Here is a 20374-nt window from a genome sequence, read left to right as displayed (position 1 = left end):
GTGGCAGATGCGTATGGCTGAGCTGGCACACTTCCTGTATTACCTGTTGTTCATCGTCCGAATCGGCAAGGGGTTGCCGCAAAACCATCGATTCGGCTTTCAAGTTACCCGTATCCTTGCCGATAAGTTGAACAGAGGCCGGCGCATGACGCCAGGCTGAGCCGTTACCGGAGAACAAAACGTGCGTATCTGGGCTGTAGCCAATCAAAAAGGTGGAGTGGGGAAGACAACCTCTGTGGTCGCCCTGGGCGGACTGCTGGCCCAGCGCGGCAAGCGTGTGCTGGTGGTTGATCTGGATCCGCACGGATCGCTGACCAGCTGGTTTGGTTATGACCCGGATACCATCGCCCACAGCGTATTTGACCTGTTTCAGCATCAGGGCAAGGTTCCTGAAGGCCTGCCGGCGCAACTGATCACCGATACCGGTTGCCCCGGGCTGTCGCTGCTGCCTGCCAGTACTGCACTGGCCACCCTGGAGCGTCGGATGATTGGCGTTGAGGGTATGGGGCTGATTGTCTCCCGTGCCCTGGCCCAGTTGTGGGATGATTTTGACTACGTGATTCTCGACAACACGCCGTCACTGGGTGTGCTCATGGTGAATGCACTGGCCGCTGCCCAGTACCTGGTGATTCCGGTACAGACCGAGTTTCTGGCCATCAAGGGCCTGGAACGAATGCTGCACACCCTGCAAATGATCATGCGCTCCCAGAAGAACGAATTACCGTACATGATCGTTCCCACACTCTATGATCGCCGGACGCAGGCTTCGGTCAAGAGCCTTAATCTGTTACGCAAGACCTATCAGGATACCCTCTGGCGTTTCGCCGTACCGGTTGATACCAAATTCCGGGATGCCAGCCAGGCCGGGGTTATTCCCTCGCAACTGGATGCGGAAACCCACGGTGTCCGGGCCTATGATCATCTGTTGGACGACCTCCTGAAGCGAACCGGTTCGGTGAAGGAGCGTCAGCATGGCTGACAGAAAAATGACGCAACTGGCAGCGCCGGAAGCGGCCATTGCCAGTTATCTGGATGAATTGCTGCACACCGCCACCAGCACTGCGTTGCAGGAAGAACAGATACAGCCTGAGCCGGAGCCGTTAGTGGCGCAACCGGAACCGGAGCCGCCGAAACCGGTAAAAACCGAAGCAAAGCCTGTCACCAGAGCCCGTCCTCGCCCAATCGTTCAGGCACCTGTGGTGGAACAGAAAGCGCCGGAGCCGGTTCAGACGGAGGCGCCGGTCACGGCCCCGGGCAACGATGGCGAGGTGCCACCGGCGCGCCCGGACTGGTCGGAAGAGCCGTTCGAGTGCCTGATTTTTACGGTGGCCGGGCTGCAGTTGGCGGTGCCGCTGGTTCTGTTGGGCGCCATCCATCGTATTGAAGAAGAGATCCGGCCAATTCCTGGCAGTCCCCGGTGGTACATGGGGATACGGCCGGATCGGGACCACAACCTGCGGGTTGTGGACACCGCCGAGTGGATTATGGCTGGCCGGGTACCGGCTGGTGCCCGGGACAATTATCGGTTTGTGATCCGGCTGGATGACAGTGAGTGGGGGCTGGCCTGTGACGATGTGGCCCAGTCTTTCACGCTGCGGCCGGATGAAGTGCGCTGGCGCACAGCGCGCAGCAAGCGCCCCTGGCTGGCGGGCACCGTGGTTGACCACATGTGTGCGTTGATCGATGTGCGTACCATGGCGCATCTGCTGGTGCGGGCAGAGCGTGAACACCATCTGGATCTGAGTTAAACAGGTCCGTTACTCAATGAAACCGTGTGAGGCTGGCACGGTTTGTGCCCTTAACTATAGTATTGGGCACTGATGATGAATTTTTGACGATCAGGTTGCCCGCCGGGCAGCCGAGAAGGAGAGAGTGCTATGGCATCCCCGAGCGGACAGCAAAATCAGGCCCAGGACGATCAGGTACTGCAGTACGTGACTTTCCGCCTGGATGACGAAACCTATGGCATCAACGTGATGCAGATCCAGGAAGTGCTGCGTTACACGGAAATCGCGCCGGTTCCCGGAGCCCCGGATTATGTGCTGGGGATCATCAACCTGCGGGGTAACGTGGTTACGGTCATCGATACCCGTCGCCGGTTCGGGTTGGCGGACGCGGAAGTGACCGATGCCACCCGGATTGTGGTCATGGAGTCGTCCAGCCAGGTGATGGGCATTCTGGTGGATTCTGTGGCAGAGGTGGTCTATCTCAAGGCCAGTGAAATTGAAACTGCACCGAACGTGGGGAACGAGGAAAGTGCCAAGTTCATCCAGGGCGTGTGCAACAAGAACGGCGAGCTGATCATTCTCGTCGAATTCGACAAGATGCTGTCAGACCACGAGTGGGCTGAAATCGCGTCGCTGTAACCGGCTTTTCACAGCGCAGTGATGGACGTCTCCCGGGGTCACCAACAACGGAGACGTCCATTATGAGTTTCACCATTCCCTCCTGGCTCCCCTGGGGCCTGACCGCTGCAGCCATCACTCTGGTTCTGGTTCAGGGTGTTATCCATGGCCGGCGTATCCGGGCCTTACAGGCTTCTGTCAAGCAGCGTTGCGATACCCTTGGCCGTGAACTGCATGCCACTACCAGTGGCAGCCTCGGCGTGGGGCAGCGCCTGGTAGCCTGTGAGCGGCAGATTCATGAGCTCAAGAACACTCTGGAAGAAATGCGGCAGAATGATCCGTTGCGAATTTCCTACGACGAAGCCGCGCGACTGGTTGATCTTGGAGCGGATATCGACGATCTTATGAATACTTGCGGAATTTCCCGTCCGGAGGCCGAACTGGTATCTGCCCTGAAGCGGCGACAGGCGGCCTGATCCGGCGTTTTATCGGATGCTGCTGAATGAAGAAGCTCTATCAGAGGGCCGTTGAGGCCCTCGCTGTTGTTTCCCGCCCTGATTTTGTTTCCGGTGCCGATCTCGTCCCCTCCATCACCGGCCACTCAATACCCAGAGAAGAAACGGTTCGACACCTGCTGAGCCTGATGCCAGAGATCGAGCCTGACCAGGTTGTCATGCACGTTGGGGCGGCTCAGGTTATGTGACCGCCGTGCTGGCGGATCTGGCTCACCGGGTGGTTTATGTTGACCGCAACCCGGCACTGGTGGAAAAAGCCCGCGAGCGCTTTTTCAAGCACGGCGTCCATAATGTGGATGTTGTTCAGGCCTCGGCAGATACCGGGCTGGAACTGGACGCGCCCTGTGACCTGATTCTGTGTACGACCTTCATTCAGGACCCCAAGGCGCTTCTGCCGAACCTGCGCGAGGGCGGGAACCTGGTTTGCCTGGAGGGTCGGGCGGGGCCGGTGCCCAGTGTCGCCATGTTCCAGCGCAGGGGCGACAAGCTGGAGCGGGTCAGAACCCTGGGCTGGGTGGATTTCAACCGTAACTCTGAACAGATTCTGATTGATCTTGGCGTGGTCTCCGAAGCGGCACTGGCGGATGCCCGCACCGAGGCGGCGACCAAAAACGAACGGGTACTGGATGTCCTGCGTCGCCGGTTGAATCTGGAAGAGATTGATCTCTACCGGTCTCTTGCCCAGCAGCGGGGCATGACGTTTACCGATGGTGATGACGTACTCAGTCATCTGAATACGGACCTGTTCCGGCGTTTTTCCCGAACCTTTCTGGATCTCTCCCGCGTGATCCCGGTGTCGGAAGAGGACAGCACGTTGACCGTGGTCACCGACGACCCGGATGCACGTACCGATCAGATGGAACGGCTGACACCCAAGCATCGAATTGTCTGTCTGCTGGTGACACCGACGGACTTCCGGCGGATCTGGTCGGCGCTGGATCTGACTGTCAAGGGCAGCCGCTTTGTGGCGGAGCATGGCGTGTCGGTGGGCAGCACCGAAAAACCGGATACATCGGGCAATGATCTGCTCGGCAAGGACAGCAACAAACACATCAGCCCGTATCTGGTGTCTGTGTATGAGGCTATTCTGCTGGATGCCGTCAGCGAGAAGGCCAGCGATATTCATATCGAACAGTATGAGAACCGGGTGCGCATTCGTTTGCGGGTGGATGGCGATCTGCACGATTTACCGCAATACCAGTTGTCGGCCCGGGAAATTCGAGGCGTTATCAACGTCATCAAGCTCCGGGCGGAGCTGAATATCGCCGAGCACCGGTTACCCCAGGGTGGGCGTTCCAGGCTACAGCTCGGAGACACCTCCTACGATTTGCGGATCCAGACCCAGCCCTCACTGCACGGTGAGAACGCGATTATCCGTCTGTTGCCGCAAACCGGTCGGGCAATGACCATCGCTGAGTTGGGGATGTCATCGGCCATTGGTTCCCGTTATCAGCGCCTGCTGGATAACCCGGCGGGTCTGGTGCTGGTGGTCGGGCCGACCGGGCCATGGTGGTCCGGATCATCATTTCCCTGTGTACGTCCCGGGGGTGCTTGCTGGTGGGGGAGCCGGGTACGGCCAAATCCTGGCTGTCGGAGCTGCTCGCTGCGGCGATTTCGGGTAATTCCACGCTGACCTTGCAGGGCGGCGCCATCAGCCAGGTCAGCCAGTTGCTCTACAGCTGGAACGAAGCTCTGCTTCGCACCGAGGGCCCCAGCCGAAAGGCGCTGGTGCCAACCCCGCTGTTGCGGGGCATGATGGAGGGGCAGTTGGTCCGGTTTGAAGAAATCGCCCGCTGCCCGCAGGCGCTGCAGGATGCCATGCTGTCTGTATTGTCCGACAGGGTCGTGGTGATCCCGGAATTGCCGGGGGAAGACGGCGTTATTCTGGCACGGGAAGGCTTTAACCTGGTGGCCACCTCAAACAGTGTTGATGAGGGTGTTCACAGCATGAGTGCGGCCCTGAAACGACGGATGGACTTTGAGGAAATCCGGCCGATACGGCACCTGAACGATGAGATCGATGTGGTTCTTCGGGAAGTGGCCAGAGCCAACCGGCGTGCCGGAATCGATGTGGCGCTGGAGCAGTCGGTGGTGGAAGTGCTGGTGACCATCTTCCACGAATTGCGTAACGGGCAGACTCTGGACGGGCGGAGCACCGACCGGCTGGCAGGGGCGGCCCTGTCCACCGCCGAGGCCGTATCCGTGGCCCACGCCGCCAGCCTGAATGCGTGGTATTACGGTGGCGGCGCCATGACCGTTGAACACATGATGCACCACGTTATAGGCTCGGCCCTGAAGGATCAGCCGGAGGACCGCCGACGCCTGAAGCATTACTTCGATACCACTGTGGCGCCACGCAAAGGTGAGCATTGGCAACAGGCCTGGGCGTTACGTTCCCTGATCCACTGACGGGTTATCTTCTTCTGGCCGGGCATCTCCGGGTGTCCGGCCCCGGATGTGGAAAGCAAACGCCAGAATCTCCGCGATCACCCGGTACAACTCTTCCGGAATCTCTTCATTCAGCGACAGACGCGCCAGAATGCCGGCAAGCTCGGCATTCTCGTACAGCGGAACATTGTTGTCGCGGGCAATCCGGATGATTTCCTCGGCCAGTTCCCACGTGCCGGTTGCCGAGATAACCGGTGCCCGTTCACCGTCGTACTTGAGGGCGACAGCGGCCGGGATATTGTTCTGTGCGTTTTCGGTCATGCCTTGGTATCCACCAATCGGTGCTCCAGCCGGGTTTGCATCTGCTGAGGGCTGCCCCTGCGACAATCGAGGTCAGCAACTTCCAGCCCGAGGTCGTTCAGGCTCTGGCGCAGCAGCGGCAGCTCGCGATGCACGGTTCTCAGCGTGGCCTGATTTTCAGCCCAGACCATAGCGCTCACGGACGGCGGCCGGAAGGTGACATCGAAATGCAGCGGGCCCGCATCGTCCAGATCCATAGACAGAGACAGTCGCCACTCACTGGCACTGGTCCGTTCCGGTCGTTTGTTGCCGTCTTTCTCCTGTGAGTACTGTTCCAGTCGCAATTGTGCCGTTCGGGGTTCCTGTTGCGGCGTTAACCATGGCAGTTCAATCAGCAGAGTGTTCACGGGCACGCCAGGTTCGCCGCCGGCCCTGGCATTCAAGGTCTGGCTGTGCAACTGGTTTACCGTAATCCGGTTCAACATGCCTGCAAGCAGTCGCAGGGTCTGCCCGACCGTGGCAGGTTCCCCGGTGTTCTGAGAGGCCGCGGGCGTTGGTGCCCTGGGAAACTGTAATGGGGCCTGTAGCAAATCCTGGCTGGCCAGGGGGGTCAGCCGGTTGAATTGCTCCGGCCCCTGGTTCTGGCTGGTGAGCAAAGCCGACACCACCTTTGCGAGTACCAGTTTAAGATCCGGTTGGCTGGCGGCGGAAGGGCCGGTCTGTAGCAATCGAGCCTCGGAAAACAGGCCGCTTTCAGACAACCACTGCCGCACCTGAGTGGCCATGGATTCGGTCTTGCCGGCGCCTGGCGCCAGGGCGTCAGCCTTGGGTAACTGGTTGATCAGCTTTTGCAAGGCCTGCTGTGCGGGCACTGGCAGAGGCTGTGCGCTGGTGGTAGATGGCAATTGCCCGGGTGGGGGTGGCAGTTTCAGGCCCTGACTCATGGCACTGAACAGTTGTGTCAGGCCAGCCTGAAGGCTCTGTTGCCAGGGTAGTCGCTGGGCCAGGGCCCGGGCAACGGCACTCTCCTGGCCCGGCGCCAGCTTGCCTATCAGCTGCAATTCGTTACCGGCCCGCATGACCTTGATCAGATCGCCCACGGACAGATCCGGTGGCTGGTTGCCGGCAGCGACTTTCAGGGATTGTCCGCGCAGTTCCAGCAACAGCTCATGGCCCCCGCCTTTCTGCCTCAGGATCTCGGCCACTTTGGCCAACGCTGTCTCCCGATCAGCCAGCTGTAACTGGGCCAGTTGTTGTCTGGCCGAAAGCGCAGCCCCGGGCGCCGTGCTGTTGCCGGGAGTAACCGTGGCCGGACTCCGGGGGGACTGGTCCGGCGCGGGCTGTTTCGGGGGTAAGGGTGGTGGTCCGCCGTTCAGTTTCATTGGTGTCGATTTGATGTCGGGCAAGAGTAATATGCTGGCGCTTTCGTTATAATACGCCGCGCTGGCAGTGAATGCCCTGATTTCATGTTGGCACCCGTGTGTCCTTCATTACATGCACCTGATGCCTGCTGCGCATCCATCGCTCTGAAACGGAGCCCTGATGTCCGAGCCGTTACTACAGGCGATAGATCTTGAGTGTGAACGGGACGAGCGCCTGTTGTTCCAGAATCTGTCCTTTTCCATACTGCCCGGTACGGTTACCCGTGTCGAGGGCCCCAACGGTACCGGTAAGACAACATTGCTGCGAATCCTTGCTGGCCTGAACGACGCCTGGTCGGGTCAATTGCTGTGGTGCGGCGAGCCCAGGGCCCGGCAACGCGAGTCTTTTCTTCGTAACACCCTTTACATTGGCCATCGGCCCGGCATCAAACCATTGCTTACCCCGGTCGAGAACCTGAAAGCGCTGATGGCCGGCCGTCGGGAGGTGAGCGACGAGGTGCTGGTTCAGGCACTGGCAGGTACCGGGCTGGCAGGATTTGAAAACGTACCATGCCGGAATCTGTCTGCCGGGCAGCAACGCCGTGTGGCATTAGCCAGGTTGCTGATTGCCGACGAGCCACTCTGGCTGCTGGACGAAGTCTTTACTGCGATTGATGCAGACGGTGTCCGAGCGATTGAGTCGATGCTACAGCAACGTGCCGCGGAAGGGGGGGCGGTGCTGGTGACGACCCACCATGAACTCCAGTTGCCGGGTATGAACCGCATCACCCTGGGTGCCGGAGGTGTGCATGAATGCTGATCGGCGGCCGGCACTGAAGCCGGTGTCTGAATCGGTTGGCCCGATAGCCGCCATGGCGGCAGTTTTTGCCCGGGATGTCCGGGTGGCTTTCCGGCAGCGGCAGGATCTGCTGAACCCGTTACTGTTTTTCATCATGGTAGTAACCCTTTTTCCCCTGGGAGTCAGCCCGGAAGTGGCATTTCTGAAACAGTCCGGAGCCGGTATCCTTTGGGTAGCGGCTTTGCTGTCGGTGTTGCTGTCGCTGGACCATCTGTTTCGTCACGATTTTGACGATGGGACCCTGGAGCAGCTGGTACTGCAGCCTCAGCCTCTGTTCCTGCTGGTGCTGGCCAAAACAGCCGCACACTGGGTGTTGACAGGTCTGCCACTGGTGCTGTTAGCGCCGGTTTTAGGCGTTATGGTGCACCTGGACGGGAACTCTATTGCAATTCTGTGTCTAACGCTCCTGATTGGCACCCCGGTACTGAGCATGATCGGAGCTATTGGCGCCGCTTTGACCCTGGGATTGCGCTCGGCAGGCGTGCTCTTGTCACTGCTGATCATTCCGCTGTACATTCCCGTGCTGATTTTTGGTACTGGCACGGTATCGGCGGCAGCTGAAGGCGCGCCGGTTGGCGGATACCTGGCTCTGATGGGCGCGTTTCTGGTTCTGGCGGTAACCCTGTCGCCTTTCGCCTCGGCAGCGGCCCTGAGAATCAGTCTTTCGAACAGCTGATCGGTTCTTTGGGGCCGGCAACCAACCAAACGATAACAGTGAAGATGGTGACCAACTGATGTGGCAATTCTTTCACAAACTGGGTTCTCCCAAATGGTTCTTCGGGATTGCAACCCGGTTTATGCCGTGGTTGCTGGCGATCGGTATCATTCTGCTCCTTGCCGGCCTGGTCTGGGGCCTGGCGTTTGCTCCCAAGGACTATCTGCAGGGCAACAGCTATCGCATCATTTTTATCCACGTTCCCACTGCCTTTCTCGCCCAATCCATTTACATCATGATGGCGTCCGCCGCCGTCGTTACGTTGGTCTGGCGCATGAAACTGGCGGATGTCTTCGTGAAAGCCGTGGCGCCGGTTGGCCTGGTGTTTACCTTCCTATCGTTATTCACCGGCGCTGTCTGGGGTAAGCCTACCTGGGGGACCTGGTGGGTGTGGGATGCCCGGCTGACTTCCATGCTTATTCTGCTGTTCCTCTATGGCGGTGCTATCGCCCTCGATCGGGCCATCAATGATGAAAAATCTGCTGCCAGGGCGGTAGCGGTGCTGGTGCTGGTGGGGGTGGTAAATATCCCGATTATCAAATACTCCGTGGAGTGGTGGAATACACTGCACCAGCCGGCCACGTTCAAACTCACCGAAAAGCCCTCTATGCCCGTTGAGATGTGGGTTCCGCTGCTGCTTTCGGTGCTCGGGTTATACCTGTTGTTTGGCTGGCTGGCGTGTCTGCGCATGAAAACCGAAATTGTCGTGCGGGAGCAAAAAACCCGCTGGGTGAGAGAGCTGGTGATGGCGGGGAGAGGCTGACCGATGGCGTTTGATTCTTTTTCAGCATTTATCGCAATGGAAGGCCATGGTCCCTATGTCTGGGCCTGTTATGCCGTTTTCGCCGTTCTTCTGGTGGGCCTGATGATCTGGTCGTCCCGGCATCATCAGGCGGTTATGGCCAGCTGCAAACGCCGATACCAGCAGCAGGAAAGCAGCACCAGTGCCCGGCCCAAACAGGCCGCTACGTTCGCCCGTGTCGAAGTTTCCCAGGAATAAACAGCAGGTAATCCATGCATCCGATCCGAAAAAAACGACTGACCATTGTGCTCTTTCTGGTGGCCGGTATTGCCATTGCGGTAGGCCTGACCACCTATGCACTCCGACAGAATATCAACCTTTTTTACGATCCTACGGAAATTGCAGCGGGTAACGCGCCGGTTGATGTCCGGATCCGGGCCGGCGGCATGGTTGAAGAGGGCAGTGTGGCAAGGGATACCGACAGCCTGAAGGTGAACTTCCGGGTGACCGACTATGCCGCGTCGGTGCCGGTACAGTACGAGGGCATACTGCCTGATCTGTTCGCCGAAGGGCAGGGCGTGGTCGCCATGGGGCGGCTGAATGAACAGGGCGTGTTCGTGGCCGATCAGGTTCTGGCCAAGCACGATGAGAACTATATGCCACCGGAAGTGGCCGAGGCGCTGGAGCGCTCTTCCAAGGGGCAGCACAAGTCTGCTGATGTGGAAAAAGCCGCGGAAACCACGGCGTACTGAGCGCCCAATTCATTTCTGACGTTGGAGAAACCCGATGTATCCGGAACTCGGACAGCTTGCACTGATTCTCTCGTTGCTGCTGGCAGTACTTCTCTCCGTGGTGCCGCTTGCGGGCGCTCTGACCGGGCGTGACAGCCTGCAGGCATTTGCCCGGCCACTGGCGTCCGGCATGTTTGTGTTCACCGCCCTCGCGTTTGCGATCCTGACCCACGCCTTTCTGGTGGATGACTTCTCGGTGGCCTATGTGGCCAATAACAGCAACAGCATGTTGCCCTGGTACTACAAGTTCAGCGCGGTCTGGGGCGGGCATGAGGGCTCGTTGCTCTTGTGGATACTGATGCTCATAGGCTGGACGCTGGCCGTTGCCATCTTCAGCCGTAAACTGCCTTCGGTGATGGTCTCCCAGGTGTTGTCGGTTCTGGGCATGGTCTCCGTTGGCTTCCTTCTGTTTATCATTCTGACCTCCAACCCGTTTGACCGTCTGCTGCCGAACGTACCGGCAGATGGGCAGGATCTGAATCCGCTGTTGCAGGACATTGGCCTGATCATGCACCCGCCCATGCTCTATATGGGTTATGTTGGTTTTTCGGTGGCCTTTGCGTTTGCCATTGCGGCACTGATCAACGGCCGACTGGACGCGGCCTGGGCTCGCTGGTCGCGCCCCTGGACCACGGTTGCCTGGTCCTTCCTGACGGTGGGCATCGCTCTGGGCAGTTGGTGGGCCTATTACGAGCTCGGCTGGGGCGGCTGGTGGTTCTGGGATCCGGTTGAAAATGCCTCCCTGTTGCCCTGGCTTTCGGGTACCGCCTTGATGCACTCGCTGGCAGTCACGGAAAAACGCGGGGTCTTCAAGAGCTGGACCGTGTTGCTGGCTATTGTCACTTTCGCACTGAGCCTGCTGGGTACCTTCCTGGTTCGTTCCGGTGTGCTCACCTCCGTCCATGCCTTCGCGTCGGATCCGGAGCGGGGCAGTTTCCTGCTGGCGTTGCTGGGCATTACCATTCTGGCCAGCCTGACACTGTACGCCTTCCGGGCGCCGGTAGTGCATGTCCGCTCCCGTTATGGCTCCTTGTCCCGGGAAATCTTCCTGCTCCTGAACAATGTCTTGCTGGTATCTGCCACGATGCTGGTAGCCATCGGCACACTTTACCCGCTGGTGCTGGATTATCTGGACCTTGGCAAGCTGTCTATTGGTGAGCCGTTCTTCAATACCACCTTCAGTCCCCTGGCGGTGGCAACCGGCCTGCTGCTGGGCGCGGGGATTTTCTCGCGCTGGAAGAAGACGGACGGCGGCTGGCTGGCCCGCAAGCTGCTGTGGCCGCTGGCCGTCAGTCTGATTGCCAGCGCGGGGGTGATGATCGGCTACGGAGGGTTTGCACCCTGGGCCTTCCTGGGTGTGTTTGCGGCCATGTGGGTAGCGGTGGCCACCGCCTGGGACCTTTGGGATAAATCCGCCTCCCGCAAAGGGCGCTGGCATGGCCTGAAGCGCCAGTCCCGCAGTTACTGGGGCATGGTTCTCGGGCATTTGGGGCTTGCCATGGTGATGGCCGGTGCGACGGTGGTTTCCAACTACGGGATTGAGCGTGATGTGCGCATGCAGCCGGGTGACCGCGCTATGGTGGGGGATTATGAGATTGTATTCACCGACATTGGTGAGCGTCGTGGCCCCAACTTTACCGCCCAGTACGGCAGCTTCAATGTTTACCTGGATGGGGAACTCGTGACCGACCTCCATCCGGAAAAGCGACAGTATCCCGTTGGCATGAGTGTGATGACCGAAGCGGACATTGATGCCGGCCTGTTCCGGGATGTATTTGTAGCCATTGGTGAGCGTATCAGTGACGACGCCTGGGCTATCCGGCTGCAGTACAAACCGTTAGTGAGATGGCTGTGGCTCGGATCCCTGGTGATGGCCATTGGCGGATTCCTGGCGATTGCGGACAAGCGTTACCGTATTCGCGTGCGCGATGAGGAAGCCGTGAAAAGTGGCGAGCCGGCAGCGCCGGGCAAAGTGGCGGAGGCGTCCTCATGAAGCGGGTATTGCTGTTCCTGCCGCTGGTAATTGCCGTCGGCGTGGGGGTATTCCTGTTTGCCGGCCTGGGCAAGGACCCCACCAAACTGGAATCCGTTCTGGTCGGCAAGCCCGTTCCCGAATTCAGCCTGGAGTCTCTGGACAATCCGGAGGTTCAGTTGGATCCCTCAGTTTTCCAGGGCGAAGTATCCTTGTTGAATGTATGGGCCGAGTGGTGCCCCTCTTGCTGGGATGAGCATGAATACCTGATGTATCTGGCCCGGGAACAGGGAGTTCGAATTGTGGGCTTGAACTACAAGGATCAGCGGGAAAGTGCCTTCCGGTTCCTGAACCGGCTGGGTAATCCCTACGAGACCATTATCTTCGACCCGAAGGGAACCCTGGGTTTTGACCTGGGCGTGTATGGTGCGCCGGAAACCTTTGTTATCGACGCAGAGGGCGTGGTGCGCTATCGCCACGTAGGCGTTGTGAACCAGAAAGTCTGGGAAGAAGTGCTCTTGCCGGTTATCGCTCAGGCCCGGGGGAACAGCTGATGCGTTTGTTACCCGCTTTCTTAACCGTGTTGATGGTGCTCTCGGGCCCGGCAATTGCCGAGGTGTCAGAAGTCTATGACTTCGATACCCGGGCTGAAGAACAGCGTTATCAGCAATTGATCTCAGAATTGCGCTGTCCCAAGTGTCAGAACCAGAACATTGCCGATTCCAATGCGCCGATCTCCAAGGATATGCGGGACGAGGTCTACCGCATGATGCAGGAGGGGGCCTCCAATGATCAGATCGTGGGTGCTCTGGTCGACCGTTTTGGCGAATTCGTTCAGTACAAACCGCCGGTGGATAACCGCACCATTCTCCTCTGGGCCTTTCCGGCGATTGCCACCATTGGCGGTTTTCTGATTGTGGCCGGTGTGGTGTGGCGTGCCCGAAGGCGAGAAGACGAGCCGCCCCTGAGTGCGGAAGACCGGGCCCGGGCAGAGCAGATTCTGGCCAGTCAAAGTGACAAGGCTGACCGCCGATAACTCCCATTCATTTCGAGACGTGACGATATTTCCATGACCGATACCTTCTGGATTGCCGGGACCGTACTCATTCTGGTGGCCCTGGCCTTTGTGCTTTATCCAGTCTTTTTTCATAAACCCCGGGCCCGCCTTGAGGCGGATCTGCGAAATCAGAACCTGCTGGCCTATCGCACCCGGCTCAAAGAGCTGGAGGACGAGCACGAGGCCGGCATACTGGATGACGAGAGCTACAAGCAGCTAAAGGAAGAGCTGGCGGGCGCCATGCTCGATGATGTACCGGAAGAACCCGTTACCCAGCGGCGTGTGCCCGGGCGGCGTAGCGCCATGGTTGTCGCCTTGCTGGCGATCCTGGTGTTACCGGTGGGCACCTATTTCGGGTATCAGGAATGGGGTTCCATGGATCAGGTGGAGCAGTTCCTTGCGATGCAGGAAATGAATGCTACGCAGGGCGACCAGACGGCCCGCATGGCGGAATTGGCCGACCAACTGCGAAAGCGACTTGAAGAAAGCCCGGACAATGCCGATGGTTGGGCGATGTTGGGGCAGACCTATATGCGTCTTGAGCGCTATGAGCAAGCGGCGGAGGCCTATCACCGTCTTGCCGATGTAGTATCTGAGGATCGAAACGCCAGCGCGGTGGCCCTGGGGCTGGCTGCACAGGCTAACTATTTTGCCAGCGAAGGCGAGATGACCCCGGCGGTTACCGATGCCATTGCGGCTGCCCGGGCCCTGAACCCGGATGAGGTCAATGCGCTGGGGCTGATGGGCATCAATGCCTTCGGTCAGCAAAACTACCGGGAAGCCATTGAATACTGGCAGCGTATTACCGAGGTGGCGCCGGACCATCCGCAGCTCGGGGCCATCCGTGGCGGTATCGAGGAGGCCTACCGACGCCTGGGCGAGACCCCGCCTGAGGGAGTTGCCTCCGAGCCTCAGCAGGCTGCTGGACCGGGCGTGTCCTTACGGGTATCGCTGGACGAGGGTTTGCGCCAGCAAGTGGCTGACAATACCGTGCTGTTCATCTTTGCGCGGCCAGCGGCTGCGGCGGGCGGTGCGCCGGTTGCTGTTGCCAGGATGACAGCTGGCGATTTGCCCGCCGAGATCCGGCTGGATGATCGTTATGCCATGTCCCCTGAATCTGCGATTTCTGCCCAGCAAGATGTGGTGGTGGTCGCCCGTTTGAGCCGCTCAGGCAGTGTTAATCCGCAGCCGGGAGACTGGGAAGGCCGGGTTGAGGCAGAGGTGCTGCCCCCGGCGGAAGCGGAACCACCTGTGGAGTTGGTGATTAACCAGGAACTGACCAACTGAATTTGAAAAGCCCGTCACTTCGACGGGCTTTTTTCTGGGCCGGAATCAGCGCGAGAGAGACGAGGGATACAGCGGCGGCAGGTCGGGTGATGACGCTTCGTTGTCCCGGGCGGTGTTCCGGCGCAGGCTTTCCAGTGCCTGTTGCAGTTGTTGCCTCGCATTTTCTTCGTGGGTATGGTGCTGGCCCGAATAAAGTTCGGCCTGAAAACGGTCAAAGGCGGTTTTTAGCGAGCGGTCTTCTGTCAGTGTGAACAGATCCGAAACGGAATCAAATGAGAGCCTTGGGAAGCGCAGCCGGGCCCAGCGCAGCAGCAGCGTTGACGCCTCCCCGGAGCCTCGTCTGACAGCCGCCAGTAATGCTTCAAACGCCTGACGTTCGTTCTTGATGCTGTCATCTTCCGCCTCATTGGGGCCGGACGCTGGGGGTTGGCGAGCCCGCCACCAGAGCGCAAGGGTCAGCAGCCAAAGCGCCGCAAACAGAACCGTACCCCAGAGCCAGAAAGTGTTGCCGGAGGTTTCCGAACCAGGGGCTGTATCCGGGGTTACCGGTGAATCCGTGGGCGCCGTTGAATCGCCCGTTGTCTGCGCGGGCGGTGCGGCGGTGGCATGGTCGCCGGTTATCCGGAAACGGCGCTCCGGCAACACGGCCTCCTCCAGCTGGTCGGTCTCGGTGTTCCACCAGGGAACACGAAGCGCGGGCAGGGTGGTTTCGCCCGCCTGGACGGGCACCAGGGCGGTCACCTGCTGCAGTGTGGCGCGAAGTCCCTCTGGAGTGGTTTCGGTATTGCGTAGGGGCTGTTCCGGGTAGCTGCGGATGGCGTCCGGTAGCTCCCGGGAGATAGGCGGCAGGGCTTCGGCGGGCAATCCTTGCGCCTGCAGAGTCACTTTCCGGCTGAGATTGCTGCCGACGGCAAGCTCCTGGGTAGACGGCAGGCCCTCGTCGCTCAGGGTCAGACTTCGTGCAGGTAACCAGGGCTGATTGTCCGGATACCCGGCAGGTACGGGTTTGACCGGAACGTCATAGAGTTGCTGCCGGTCACGCAGGAAGCGCAGCTGGCCCGAGGCATCCCTGGCCTGGCCCTCAAACCGGATGGGCTCCAGGGTGAGAGTGCCCGGTGTTTGGGGAAAGATGGCGTAACGCCGCTCAACCACCCGATACCGGATTCCGTCGCGATAGCGGGTAAACTCACGCTGTTTGCCCAGTGACTCGATGATGGCGTCCGGGTGCTCAGGCTCCGACAGCTCTCCCCGGATCAGGTTGCCGGAGAAGAACAACTGTATGGTCAGTACCAGCTGTTCCTGAACGTACACTTCCGCCTTGTCTGCGGACAGCTCGATAAAGCTGTCACGAGTGGCCGCCGGTTGATCCGGCGGTGTGCCGGAAATAACCTCGATGTCGACCGGGTCGGAAACGGAATCCTTGAACGTCAGTTCGGGGATTGTCAGTGTGCCGGTGCTGGTCGGGGCGAGCTGATAGGTCCAGGTTATTTCGCCCACCATTTCGTTGTTGACGGTTTGCACGCTGTAGCGCTGGTTGCGGGCCAGAATTTCGAAATCCGGCTCCACCTTTTCGATATCTGGCGAAGGCAACTGTGACAGATCGAAGCTGAACAGATTGCTCAGATTAATGTCGATTTTCATGGAGCCCTTGACGGTCAGGGTCAGTACCTCACCTTCGTAGAGCTGGGTTCGATCCGGTTCCACCACCAGTCTGTCGGCAGCGTGACTGGCGGCTGACAGGAACAAAAAAAGAAGTGTCGCGGCAAGGGAGATAACGCGCGTTACCATGGTGTGTCGCCCTCATCGGGTGTTGTCTGTCGTTGTTGGTACTGTTGCAGGAACTTGCGTTGCAGTAACCCGCCGGGGTTATCCGGTATGCGCCGCAGCCACTGCTCCTGGCCCTGGCTCAGGGGTTGTTCTGATATTTCGGCGGGCGCACTGGCACCACTCTGCCCCTCTCCGGAAGGCCCGTCCGGGCCTGCCTGGGCATTCCGCTGTTGCTCCTGTGAGCCATCCTCCGGTTGTGGCTCTCCGGCGTTATCCTGTGAATTTTCGCCGTTCTCGGAGGGCTGCTGTTGCTCGCCAGGCCGGGGATCCTGATTCTCGCCATTGTTGTTTGCAGAATCCTGCCCGGCGCTGTCCTGGCTGTCATTGCCCTGGCCTCCGGAGCCATTCTGCTGTCCGGAATTCTGATCGTTGCTTTCGTGGTTGTTGTCACTTTCTCCCTCGCCCTGAGACTTCTGTTTCTGGTTCAGGAGTTGCTCAACCAGTTGCTGGTTAAAGCGCGCATCTTCGAAATCCGGCTGCTGCTTCAGTGCCTGTTGATAGGCGTCAATGGCCTCTTTCAGTTGGCCGGCCCGGGCCAGGGCGTTGCCCCGGTTGTAGTCGCCGGCGGCTCCCGGTTGATTGGCAAAGGCTTCCGCGGCGTCACTGTACTGGCCATCGCGATAGAGCGCTGAGCCGCGCCAACCCGGCTGCTCCAGAATGGTAGCGGCCCTGGACGGATCCTGCTGGATAAGATCTGGCCCACGCTGGTCTTCTCGCAGCCACAGGCTGCCCCAGTCCAGAGCCTGAACCGGGCGCGGAGCGCCTGCCAGCGGAATCAGCGCGAAGGCCAGAATGGCAAAGGCTCCCCGACGCCAGCCCAGAATGAGTAACGGCAGCACCAGCCAGAGCAGCCAGTAACCGTCGTCCTGCCAGCGATTAACGGTCATGCCGTCCTGTTCGTTCTGCCATTCGTCGGTCTGTGATGGCTCCAGGGCCAGGGCGCGAATATCCTGGTCATCCAGGGTCAGTTCGTGGCTGGTTCCGCCGTTGATGCTGGCCAGTTGGGCTAGGGAGTCTGGTTCGGCCTGGCTGATGACAATCCTGCCGTTGTCCCGAATGAATCCGCGCTTTGCCAGGGGGATGGGGCCGCCTTCGCGGGTGCCCACCACCAAAGTATTCAGGGGATAGGGAGTCTCTGCCAGTTGCTGACGGATTGCACTGAATTGCTGTTCCGGTACCGCCTCGGAGATCAGCAGTATGCGACCCTGGCCCGGTGCGCCCTGGTCCAGCAGGTCGACCGCCTGCCGCACGGCCAGATCGGCGCGGTTGCCCTGGGCAGGCATGATGGTGGGGTCCAGCACGCTAAGCATGGCCTCAATGGTGCGGGTGTCGCCGGTAAGTGGCGTTACCGTGTGGGCGTCGCCGGAGTAGACCACCAGCGCCGTCAAACCGCCTTTTCGCTGCTCGAGAATGTCGCGGACCTTGCGTTTGGCCAAGGTCAGCCTGTCCGGTTCTACGTCGGTGGCCAGCATCGAAAGTGACAGATCCAGAAGAATGACCAGGCTGTCCTGGGTTTGTTTCAGGGGAGTCGGTGCCTGTCGCCAGCTTGGCCCGGCGAGGGCGATTGCGAGCAGAACCAGAGCTAGACTCAGGGGCAACAGGGGCGATCGGGTGGTGCCAGTAGTTTCGTCGGCCCGGGAACGAATCAGGGGCTGTAACAGGTGAGCGGGGATGTATCGGGCCCATCCGGTCTCACCCTGGCGAAGTTGATGTCGGGCCAGAAACAGGGCTGGAACCGCCAGTAACAGCATTAACCACAAGGGGCGCAGAAAATGGAAGTCAGCCATGGCCAGCCTCCGTAGCGGTGTTTTGCTGATAGCGGTTGGAGGCCAGTCGCAGGGCAATCAATAGCAGCCAAAGCCCGGCGGCCATGCCGGCCGGCCAGGCGTAGAGTTCTGTCACCGGCCGGTAGAACTGGCCGTCCTGTTCTATCGGTTCGAGCTGATTGATGCTGTCGTAGATCATTTCCAGCTCTGGCAGGCTTCGGGCCCGGAAATACCGGCCACCGGTCTGTTCTGCCATGCGCGTGAGCAGTTCCTCATCAAGGTCCCTTGAGGGATTGACCCGCCTTGAACCCAGCAGCCCGCGCTGGATCATGGTATCGGCGCCGATGCCGATGGTGTAAAGCCGCACGCCGGCTGCCTGGGCAATTTCCGTGGCCTTGTCCGGGCTGACCTGGCCAGCGGTATTTGCCCCGTCTGTCAGCAGGATCACCACTCGCTGTTGCTGCGGGCGTTCGCGCAGACGTTTCACCGATAATCCGATGGCGTCCCCGATGGCGGTGGCCCGGCCAGCCATGCCCAGGCCTGCCTCGAACAGGAGGGTCCGTACCGTTTCCCGGTCGAAGGTCAGTGGCGCCTGAACGTAAGGTTCGGTGCCGAACAGAATGAGCCCCAGCCGGTCGCCCTCACGCTGGTCTATGAAATCATCCAGCACCCGTTTCACCGCCTGCAAGCGGTTGATGCTACGGCCCTGAAGCACCATGTCCTGTTCGTCCATGCTGGGAGAAATATCGACCACTAACATCAGATCGCGGCCGGTTACGGGCATCTGGATTTCTTCGCCAACATGCTGAGGGCGGGCCAGGGCGACCACCAGGCATAGCCAGCCCAGCAATAACAACAGCTGGCGCCAGAGCGGCGTTGCCTGCCCCCGGGAGCTCACGCCCGGCATTCCGGACAACCAGTGCCCGACCGGAATGACCGGAGCATCCACCGGTTCGCTCTGGCGCTTGCGGTAACCAAACAGCAGCGGAAGCAATGCCAGTAACAGCACCCACGGGTAAGCCAGACTGATCATGACTGGGCCTCCAGCCAGGTTCTGGCGAACGCCAGCGCCTGTTCAGTCTGTGCGCCGGGACGTGGTTGCCAGGTGCTTGTGACCATGGCCTCAACGACGGGGCGGGAGGCGATGCGGTCTTTCGGCGCGGTTGCCAGGAGGAAGTCGATCCACTGCTGCCCGGTCATGGCCTCTGGATGCTTCTCCGGATGGCTCTGCCGTGCTGCTCGTTTGAGCAGGGCATTGAGCGCCGCGAACCATTCCGGCGCAGGCCGGGCCTTGCTTTCAAGCTGTTGCAGTTCAGTCCGGGCGCTGCGTTTCCAGCGGTGCTTTCGGCGCTGACGGCGCCACAGCCACGCAAATGCCAACACAGCGGCAATCGTCAATATTGCCAGCAGCCACCAGCCAGGGGCCGGGGGCCACCAACCACCGGTAGCTGGTAACTGGATATCACGAAGCTGTGCCAGGGGATCCTGAGGGTTCATCCGATGCGACCTCCCGGGCCCAGCATCAGGCGCAGGGCCGTAGCCGGATCCTCTCCGGTCGACAGCGTTGCAGAAGCCACGCCGGATGCCCGAAAACAGTCGGCCAGACGTTGCTCATGGGCGTCGATTTTGCCTTGCCAGGCCTGCTGGAAGCGAGGATTCGAGGCATCGAACCAGATCGGGCCGTCCGGGCCAGCAACGGCAAACCGGCCGGATGAAGGCAGAGCCTTTTCCAGCGGGTCCTGAATGCGGATGGCGCTGACCGAGTTGTGCCGGCTCATGGCGCCCAGAAGGGTGGTGGTCTGCTCGGTGATGTTCATGAAGTCACTGATGATAAAAACGCGGGAACCGGTGTGTGTGACCCTGCGAGCTTCTGCCAGCGCTGTGTCCAGCCCATGGCTGGAGTCCGTTGCGGGGGCTGGTGGTGTTTTGCCCTGGTGCTGGTGATTGGCCAGGTGATCCAGTAGGCGCAAGACGGACTTGCGGCGCCGGGCGGGCCGGAGTACGGCCAGGTCCCGGTCATTGAACACCAAGCCCCCCACCTGGTCACCCGCCCAGAGTGCCAGCCAAGCCAGCAGAGCCGCAACCTGAGCACCTCGGACCTGTTTGTAGGCGCCGGCACTGGCAAAGAACAGGGTCGGCCCGAGATCGACAATCAACAGTACAGGTCGTTCCCGCTCTTCCTCGTACAGCTTGGTGTGTGGTGCCTGGCGCCGGGCCGTTACCCGCCAGTCTATGCTGCGAATGTCATCACCGGGTTGGTACTGGTGCACTTCGGAAAACGTCATTCCGCGCCCTTTCTGCCGTGATTGGCGTAGCCCGGCCTGGCGTGACCGGACCGGTTTTACCGATGGCAGCTTCAGAGCTCGTGCATCTGCCTGCAGGCGCACCAGCTCCGGCAGAGTAATGAGAGTGGCTGGGCTGAAATCTGCCATGACGCTGTGATGGTCTC

General features: G+C 60.1%; 24 protein-coding genes. 17 read left to right on the top strand and 7 right to left on the bottom strand.

What is annotated here, in order from left to right:
* The first annotated feature begins 13 nt into the window (after positions 1-13).
* The 8 genes from Q675_RS38195 to Q675_RS22470 all read left to right on the top strand — a co-directional run bounded on the left by Q675_RS38195 (position 14) and on the right by Q675_RS22470 (position 5269).
* Positions 14-160: a hypothetical protein gene (locus Q675_RS38195; RefSeq protein ID WP_157680627.1), complete on the top strand. Its 147-nt coding sequence runs from the start codon at positions 14-16 to the stop codon at positions 158-160.
* A 21-nt stretch (positions 161-181) separates the two neighbouring features.
* Complete coding sequence (locus tag Q675_RS22495; protein ID WP_011785442.1) at positions 182-979, top strand: ParA family protein; 798 nt, start codon at positions 182-184, stop codon at positions 977-979.
* On the top strand, positions 972-1748 hold the full coding sequence (locus tag Q675_RS22490) for a chemotaxis protein CheW (protein ID WP_023010589.1): 777 nt from the start codon (positions 972-974) through the stop codon (positions 1746-1748). Before Q675_RS22495 ends, Q675_RS22490 begins: the two co-directional genes overlap by 8 nt.
* 129 nt (positions 1749-1877) lie before the next feature.
* Positions 1878-2366, top strand: a complete 489-nt coding sequence (locus tag Q675_RS22485; protein WP_011785440.1) for a chemotaxis protein CheW — start codon at positions 1878-1880, stop codon at positions 2364-2366.
* Between the two features lie 62 nt (positions 2367-2428).
* Positions 2429-2821, top strand: coding sequence for a DUF2802 domain-containing protein (locus Q675_RS22480; RefSeq protein WP_011785439.1), 393 nt, complete (start codon positions 2429-2431; stop codon positions 2819-2821).
* Positions 2822-2847: 26 nt separating this feature from the next.
* On the top strand, positions 2848-3048 hold the full coding sequence (locus Q675_RS38375) for a hypothetical protein (RefSeq protein ID WP_023010588.1): 201 nt from the start codon (positions 2848-2850) through the stop codon (positions 3046-3048).
* Positions 3045-4493, top strand: coding sequence for an ATPase, T2SS/T4P/T4SS family (locus tag Q675_RS22475; protein ID WP_023010587.1), 1449 nt, complete (start codon positions 3045-3047; stop codon positions 4491-4493). The genes Q675_RS38375 and Q675_RS22475 overlap by 4 nt, the downstream gene beginning before the upstream one ends.
* Positions 4418-5269, top strand: a complete 852-nt coding sequence (locus tag Q675_RS22470) for an ATP-binding protein (RefSeq protein ID WP_227499488.1) — start codon at positions 4418-4420, stop codon at positions 5267-5269. Before Q675_RS22475 ends, Q675_RS22470 begins: the two co-directional genes overlap by 76 nt.
* Here Q675_RS22470 and Q675_RS22465 read toward each other — a convergent pair.
* Together Q675_RS22465 and Q675_RS22460 are read right to left on the bottom strand one after the other, a co-directional pair.
* Positions 5249-5569, bottom strand: coding sequence for an EscU/YscU/HrcU family type III secretion system export apparatus switch protein (locus tag Q675_RS22465; RefSeq protein ID WP_011785436.1), 321 nt, complete (start codon positions 5567-5569; stop codon positions 5249-5251). The two genes, Q675_RS22470 and Q675_RS22465, sit on opposite strands and share 21 nt — an antisense overlap.
* Entirely contained in the window at positions 5566-6930 is a 1365-nt protein-coding gene (locus Q675_RS22460) for a flagellar hook-length control protein FliK (protein ID WP_031211004.1), read from the bottom strand. The genes Q675_RS22465 and Q675_RS22460 overlap by 4 nt, the downstream gene beginning before the upstream one ends.
* A 160-nt stretch (positions 6931-7090) precedes the next feature.
* Here Q675_RS22460 and ccmA point away from each other — a divergent pair, with 160 nt between their 5' ends.
* Genes ccmA through ccmI form a run of 9 tightly spaced genes read left to right on the top strand, consistent with a single transcriptional unit; the run spans position 7091 to position 14332 of the window.
* The gene (ccmA, locus tag Q675_RS22455; RefSeq protein WP_023010583.1) at positions 7091-7729 is read left to right on the top strand and encodes a cytochrome c biogenesis heme-transporting ATPase CcmA; all 639 of its coding nucleotides are present in this window, start codon (positions 7091-7093) and stop codon (positions 7727-7729) included.
* Entirely contained in the window at positions 7719-8444 is a 726-nt protein-coding gene (gene ccmB, locus Q675_RS22450; protein ID WP_023010582.1) for a heme exporter protein CcmB, read from the top strand. Before ccmA ends, ccmB begins: the two co-directional genes overlap by 11 nt.
* Before the next feature lie 58 nt (positions 8445-8502).
* Positions 8503-9246, top strand: coding sequence for a heme ABC transporter permease (locus Q675_RS22445; protein WP_014421058.1), 744 nt, complete (start codon positions 8503-8505; stop codon positions 9244-9246).
* Positions 9247-9249: 3 nt separating this feature from the next.
* Positions 9250-9483, top strand: coding sequence for a heme exporter protein CcmD (ccmD, locus tag Q675_RS22440; protein ID WP_011785431.1), 234 nt, complete (start codon positions 9250-9252; stop codon positions 9481-9483).
* Between the two features lie 14 nt (positions 9484-9497).
* Entirely contained in the window at positions 9498-9977 is a 480-nt protein-coding gene (gene ccmE, locus Q675_RS22435; protein ID WP_014421059.1) for a cytochrome c maturation protein CcmE, read from the top strand.
* Between the two features lie 34 nt (positions 9978-10011).
* Positions 10012-12009: a heme lyase CcmF/NrfE family subunit gene (locus Q675_RS22430; RefSeq protein WP_023010581.1), complete on the top strand. Its 1998-nt coding sequence runs from the start codon at positions 10012-10014 to the stop codon at positions 12007-12009.
* Positions 12006-12542, top strand: coding sequence for a DsbE family thiol:disulfide interchange protein (locus Q675_RS22425; RefSeq protein ID WP_023010580.1), 537 nt, complete (start codon positions 12006-12008; stop codon positions 12540-12542). The genes Q675_RS22430 and Q675_RS22425 overlap by 4 nt, the downstream gene beginning before the upstream one ends.
* The gene (locus Q675_RS22420) at positions 12542-13024 is read left to right on the top strand and encodes a cytochrome c-type biogenesis protein (RefSeq protein ID WP_023010579.1); all 483 of its coding nucleotides are present in this window, start codon (positions 12542-12544) and stop codon (positions 13022-13024) included. Before Q675_RS22425 ends, Q675_RS22420 begins: the two co-directional genes overlap by 1 nt.
* Positions 13025-13057: 33 nt before the next feature.
* Entirely contained in the window at positions 13058-14332 is a 1275-nt protein-coding gene (ccmI, locus tag Q675_RS22415) for a c-type cytochrome biogenesis protein CcmI (protein ID WP_023010578.1), read from the top strand.
* A 45-nt stretch (positions 14333-14377) separates the two neighbouring features.
* Here the strand turns inward: ccmI and Q675_RS22410 are convergent, their stop codons facing one another.
* Genes Q675_RS22410 through Q675_RS22390 form a run of 5 tightly spaced genes read right to left on the bottom strand, consistent with a single transcriptional unit; the run spans position 14378 to position 20357 of the window.
* Positions 14378-16120 (bottom strand): BatD family protein, encoded by a 1743-nt coding sequence (locus Q675_RS22410; RefSeq protein WP_023010577.1) that lies wholly within the window; start codon positions 16118-16120, stop codon positions 14378-14380.
* Positions 16114-17946, bottom strand: a complete 1833-nt coding sequence (locus Q675_RS22405; RefSeq protein WP_023010576.1) for a VWA domain-containing protein — start codon at positions 17944-17946, stop codon at positions 16114-16116. Before Q675_RS22405 ends, Q675_RS22410 begins: the two co-directional genes overlap by 7 nt.
* Complete coding sequence (locus tag Q675_RS22400; RefSeq protein WP_023010575.1) at positions 17939-18958, bottom strand: vWA domain-containing protein; 1020 nt, start codon at positions 18956-18958, stop codon at positions 17939-17941. Before Q675_RS22400 ends, Q675_RS22405 begins: the two co-directional genes overlap by 8 nt.
* Complete coding sequence (locus Q675_RS22395) at positions 18955-19422, bottom strand: DUF4381 domain-containing protein (RefSeq protein ID WP_023010574.1); 468 nt, start codon at positions 19420-19422, stop codon at positions 18955-18957. Before Q675_RS22395 ends, Q675_RS22400 begins: the two co-directional genes overlap by 4 nt.
* The gene (locus Q675_RS22390; protein WP_023010573.1) at positions 19419-20357 is read right to left on the bottom strand and encodes a DUF58 domain-containing protein; all 939 of its coding nucleotides are present in this window, start codon (positions 20355-20357) and stop codon (positions 19419-19421) included. The genes Q675_RS22395 and Q675_RS22390 overlap by 4 nt, the downstream gene beginning before the upstream one ends.
* Positions 20358-20374: the final 17 nt, after the last annotated feature.

Origin of the sequence: Marinobacter sp. EN3 (assembly GCF_000475315.1) — a bacterium.
GTDB classification, from domain to species: domain Bacteria; phylum Pseudomonadota; class Gammaproteobacteria; order Pseudomonadales; family Oleiphilaceae; genus Marinobacter; species Marinobacter nauticus.
This window is presented reverse-complemented; position numbering and strand designations above follow the sequence as displayed.

What these genes read in the sequence shown, in the direction of transcription:
- Q675_RS38195 (WP_157680627.1), top strand. Translation starts at nt 14, where the DNA reads ATGGCTGAGCTGGCACACTTCCTGTATTACCTGTTGTTCATCGTCCGA.
- Q675_RS22490 (WP_023010589.1), top strand. Translation starts at nt 972, where the DNA reads ATGGCTGACAGAAAAATGACGCAACTGGCAGCGCCGGAAGCGGCCATT.
- Q675_RS22485 (WP_011785440.1), top strand. Translation starts at nt 1,878, where the DNA reads ATGGCATCCCCGAGCGGACAGCAAAATCAGGCCCAGGACGATCAGGTA.
- Q675_RS22480 (WP_011785439.1), top strand. Translation starts at nt 2,429, where the DNA reads ATGAGTTTCACCATTCCCTCCTGGCTCCCCTGGGGCCTGACCGCTGCA.
- Q675_RS38375 (WP_023010588.1), top strand. Translation starts at nt 2,848, where the DNA reads ATGAAGAAGCTCTATCAGAGGGCCGTTGAGGCCCTCGCTGTTGTTTCC.
- Q675_RS22465 (WP_011785436.1), bottom strand. Translation starts at nt 5,569, where the DNA reads ATGACCGAAAACGCACAGAACAATATCCCGGCCGCTGTCGCCCTCAAG.
- Q675_RS22460 (WP_031211004.1), bottom strand. Translation starts at nt 6,930, where the DNA reads ATGAAACTGAACGGCGGACCACCACCCTTACCCCCGAAACAGCCCGCG.
- ccmA (WP_023010583.1), top strand. Translation starts at nt 7,091, where the DNA reads ATGTCCGAGCCGTTACTACAGGCGATAGATCTTGAGTGTGAACGGGAC.
- ccmB (WP_023010582.1), top strand. Translation starts at nt 7,719, where the DNA reads ATGAATGCTGATCGGCGGCCGGCACTGAAGCCGGTGTCTGAATCGGTT.
- Q675_RS22445 (WP_014421058.1), top strand. Translation starts at nt 8,503, where the DNA reads ATGTGGCAATTCTTTCACAAACTGGGTTCTCCCAAATGGTTCTTCGGG.
- ccmD (WP_011785431.1), top strand. Translation starts at nt 9,250, where the DNA reads ATGGCGTTTGATTCTTTTTCAGCATTTATCGCAATGGAAGGCCATGGT.
- ccmE (WP_014421059.1), top strand. Translation starts at nt 9,498, where the DNA reads ATGCATCCGATCCGAAAAAAACGACTGACCATTGTGCTCTTTCTGGTG.
- Q675_RS22430 (WP_023010581.1), top strand. Translation starts at nt 10,012, where the DNA reads ATGTATCCGGAACTCGGACAGCTTGCACTGATTCTCTCGTTGCTGCTG.
- Q675_RS22425 (WP_023010580.1), top strand. Translation starts at nt 12,006, where the DNA reads ATGAAGCGGGTATTGCTGTTCCTGCCGCTGGTAATTGCCGTCGGCGTG.
- Q675_RS22420 (WP_023010579.1), top strand. Translation starts at nt 12,542, where the DNA reads ATGCGTTTGTTACCCGCTTTCTTAACCGTGTTGATGGTGCTCTCGGGC.
- ccmI (WP_023010578.1), top strand. Translation starts at nt 13,058, where the DNA reads ATGACCGATACCTTCTGGATTGCCGGGACCGTACTCATTCTGGTGGCC.
- Q675_RS22410 (WP_023010577.1), bottom strand. Translation starts at nt 16,120, where the DNA reads ATGGTAACGCGCGTTATCTCCCTTGCCGCGACACTTCTTTTTTTGTTC.
- Q675_RS22405 (WP_023010576.1), bottom strand. Translation starts at nt 17,946, where the DNA reads ATGGCTGACTTCCATTTTCTGCGCCCCTTGTGGTTAATGCTGTTACTG.
- Q675_RS22400 (WP_023010575.1), bottom strand. Translation starts at nt 18,958, where the DNA reads ATGATCAGTCTGGCTTACCCGTGGGTGCTGTTACTGGCATTGCTTCCG.
- Q675_RS22395 (WP_023010574.1), bottom strand. Translation starts at nt 19,422, where the DNA reads ATGAACCCTCAGGATCCCCTGGCACAGCTTCGTGATATCCAGTTACCA.
- Q675_RS22390 (WP_023010573.1), bottom strand. Translation starts at nt 20,357, where the DNA reads ATGGCAGATTTCAGCCCAGCCACTCTCATTACTCTGCCGGAGCTGGTG.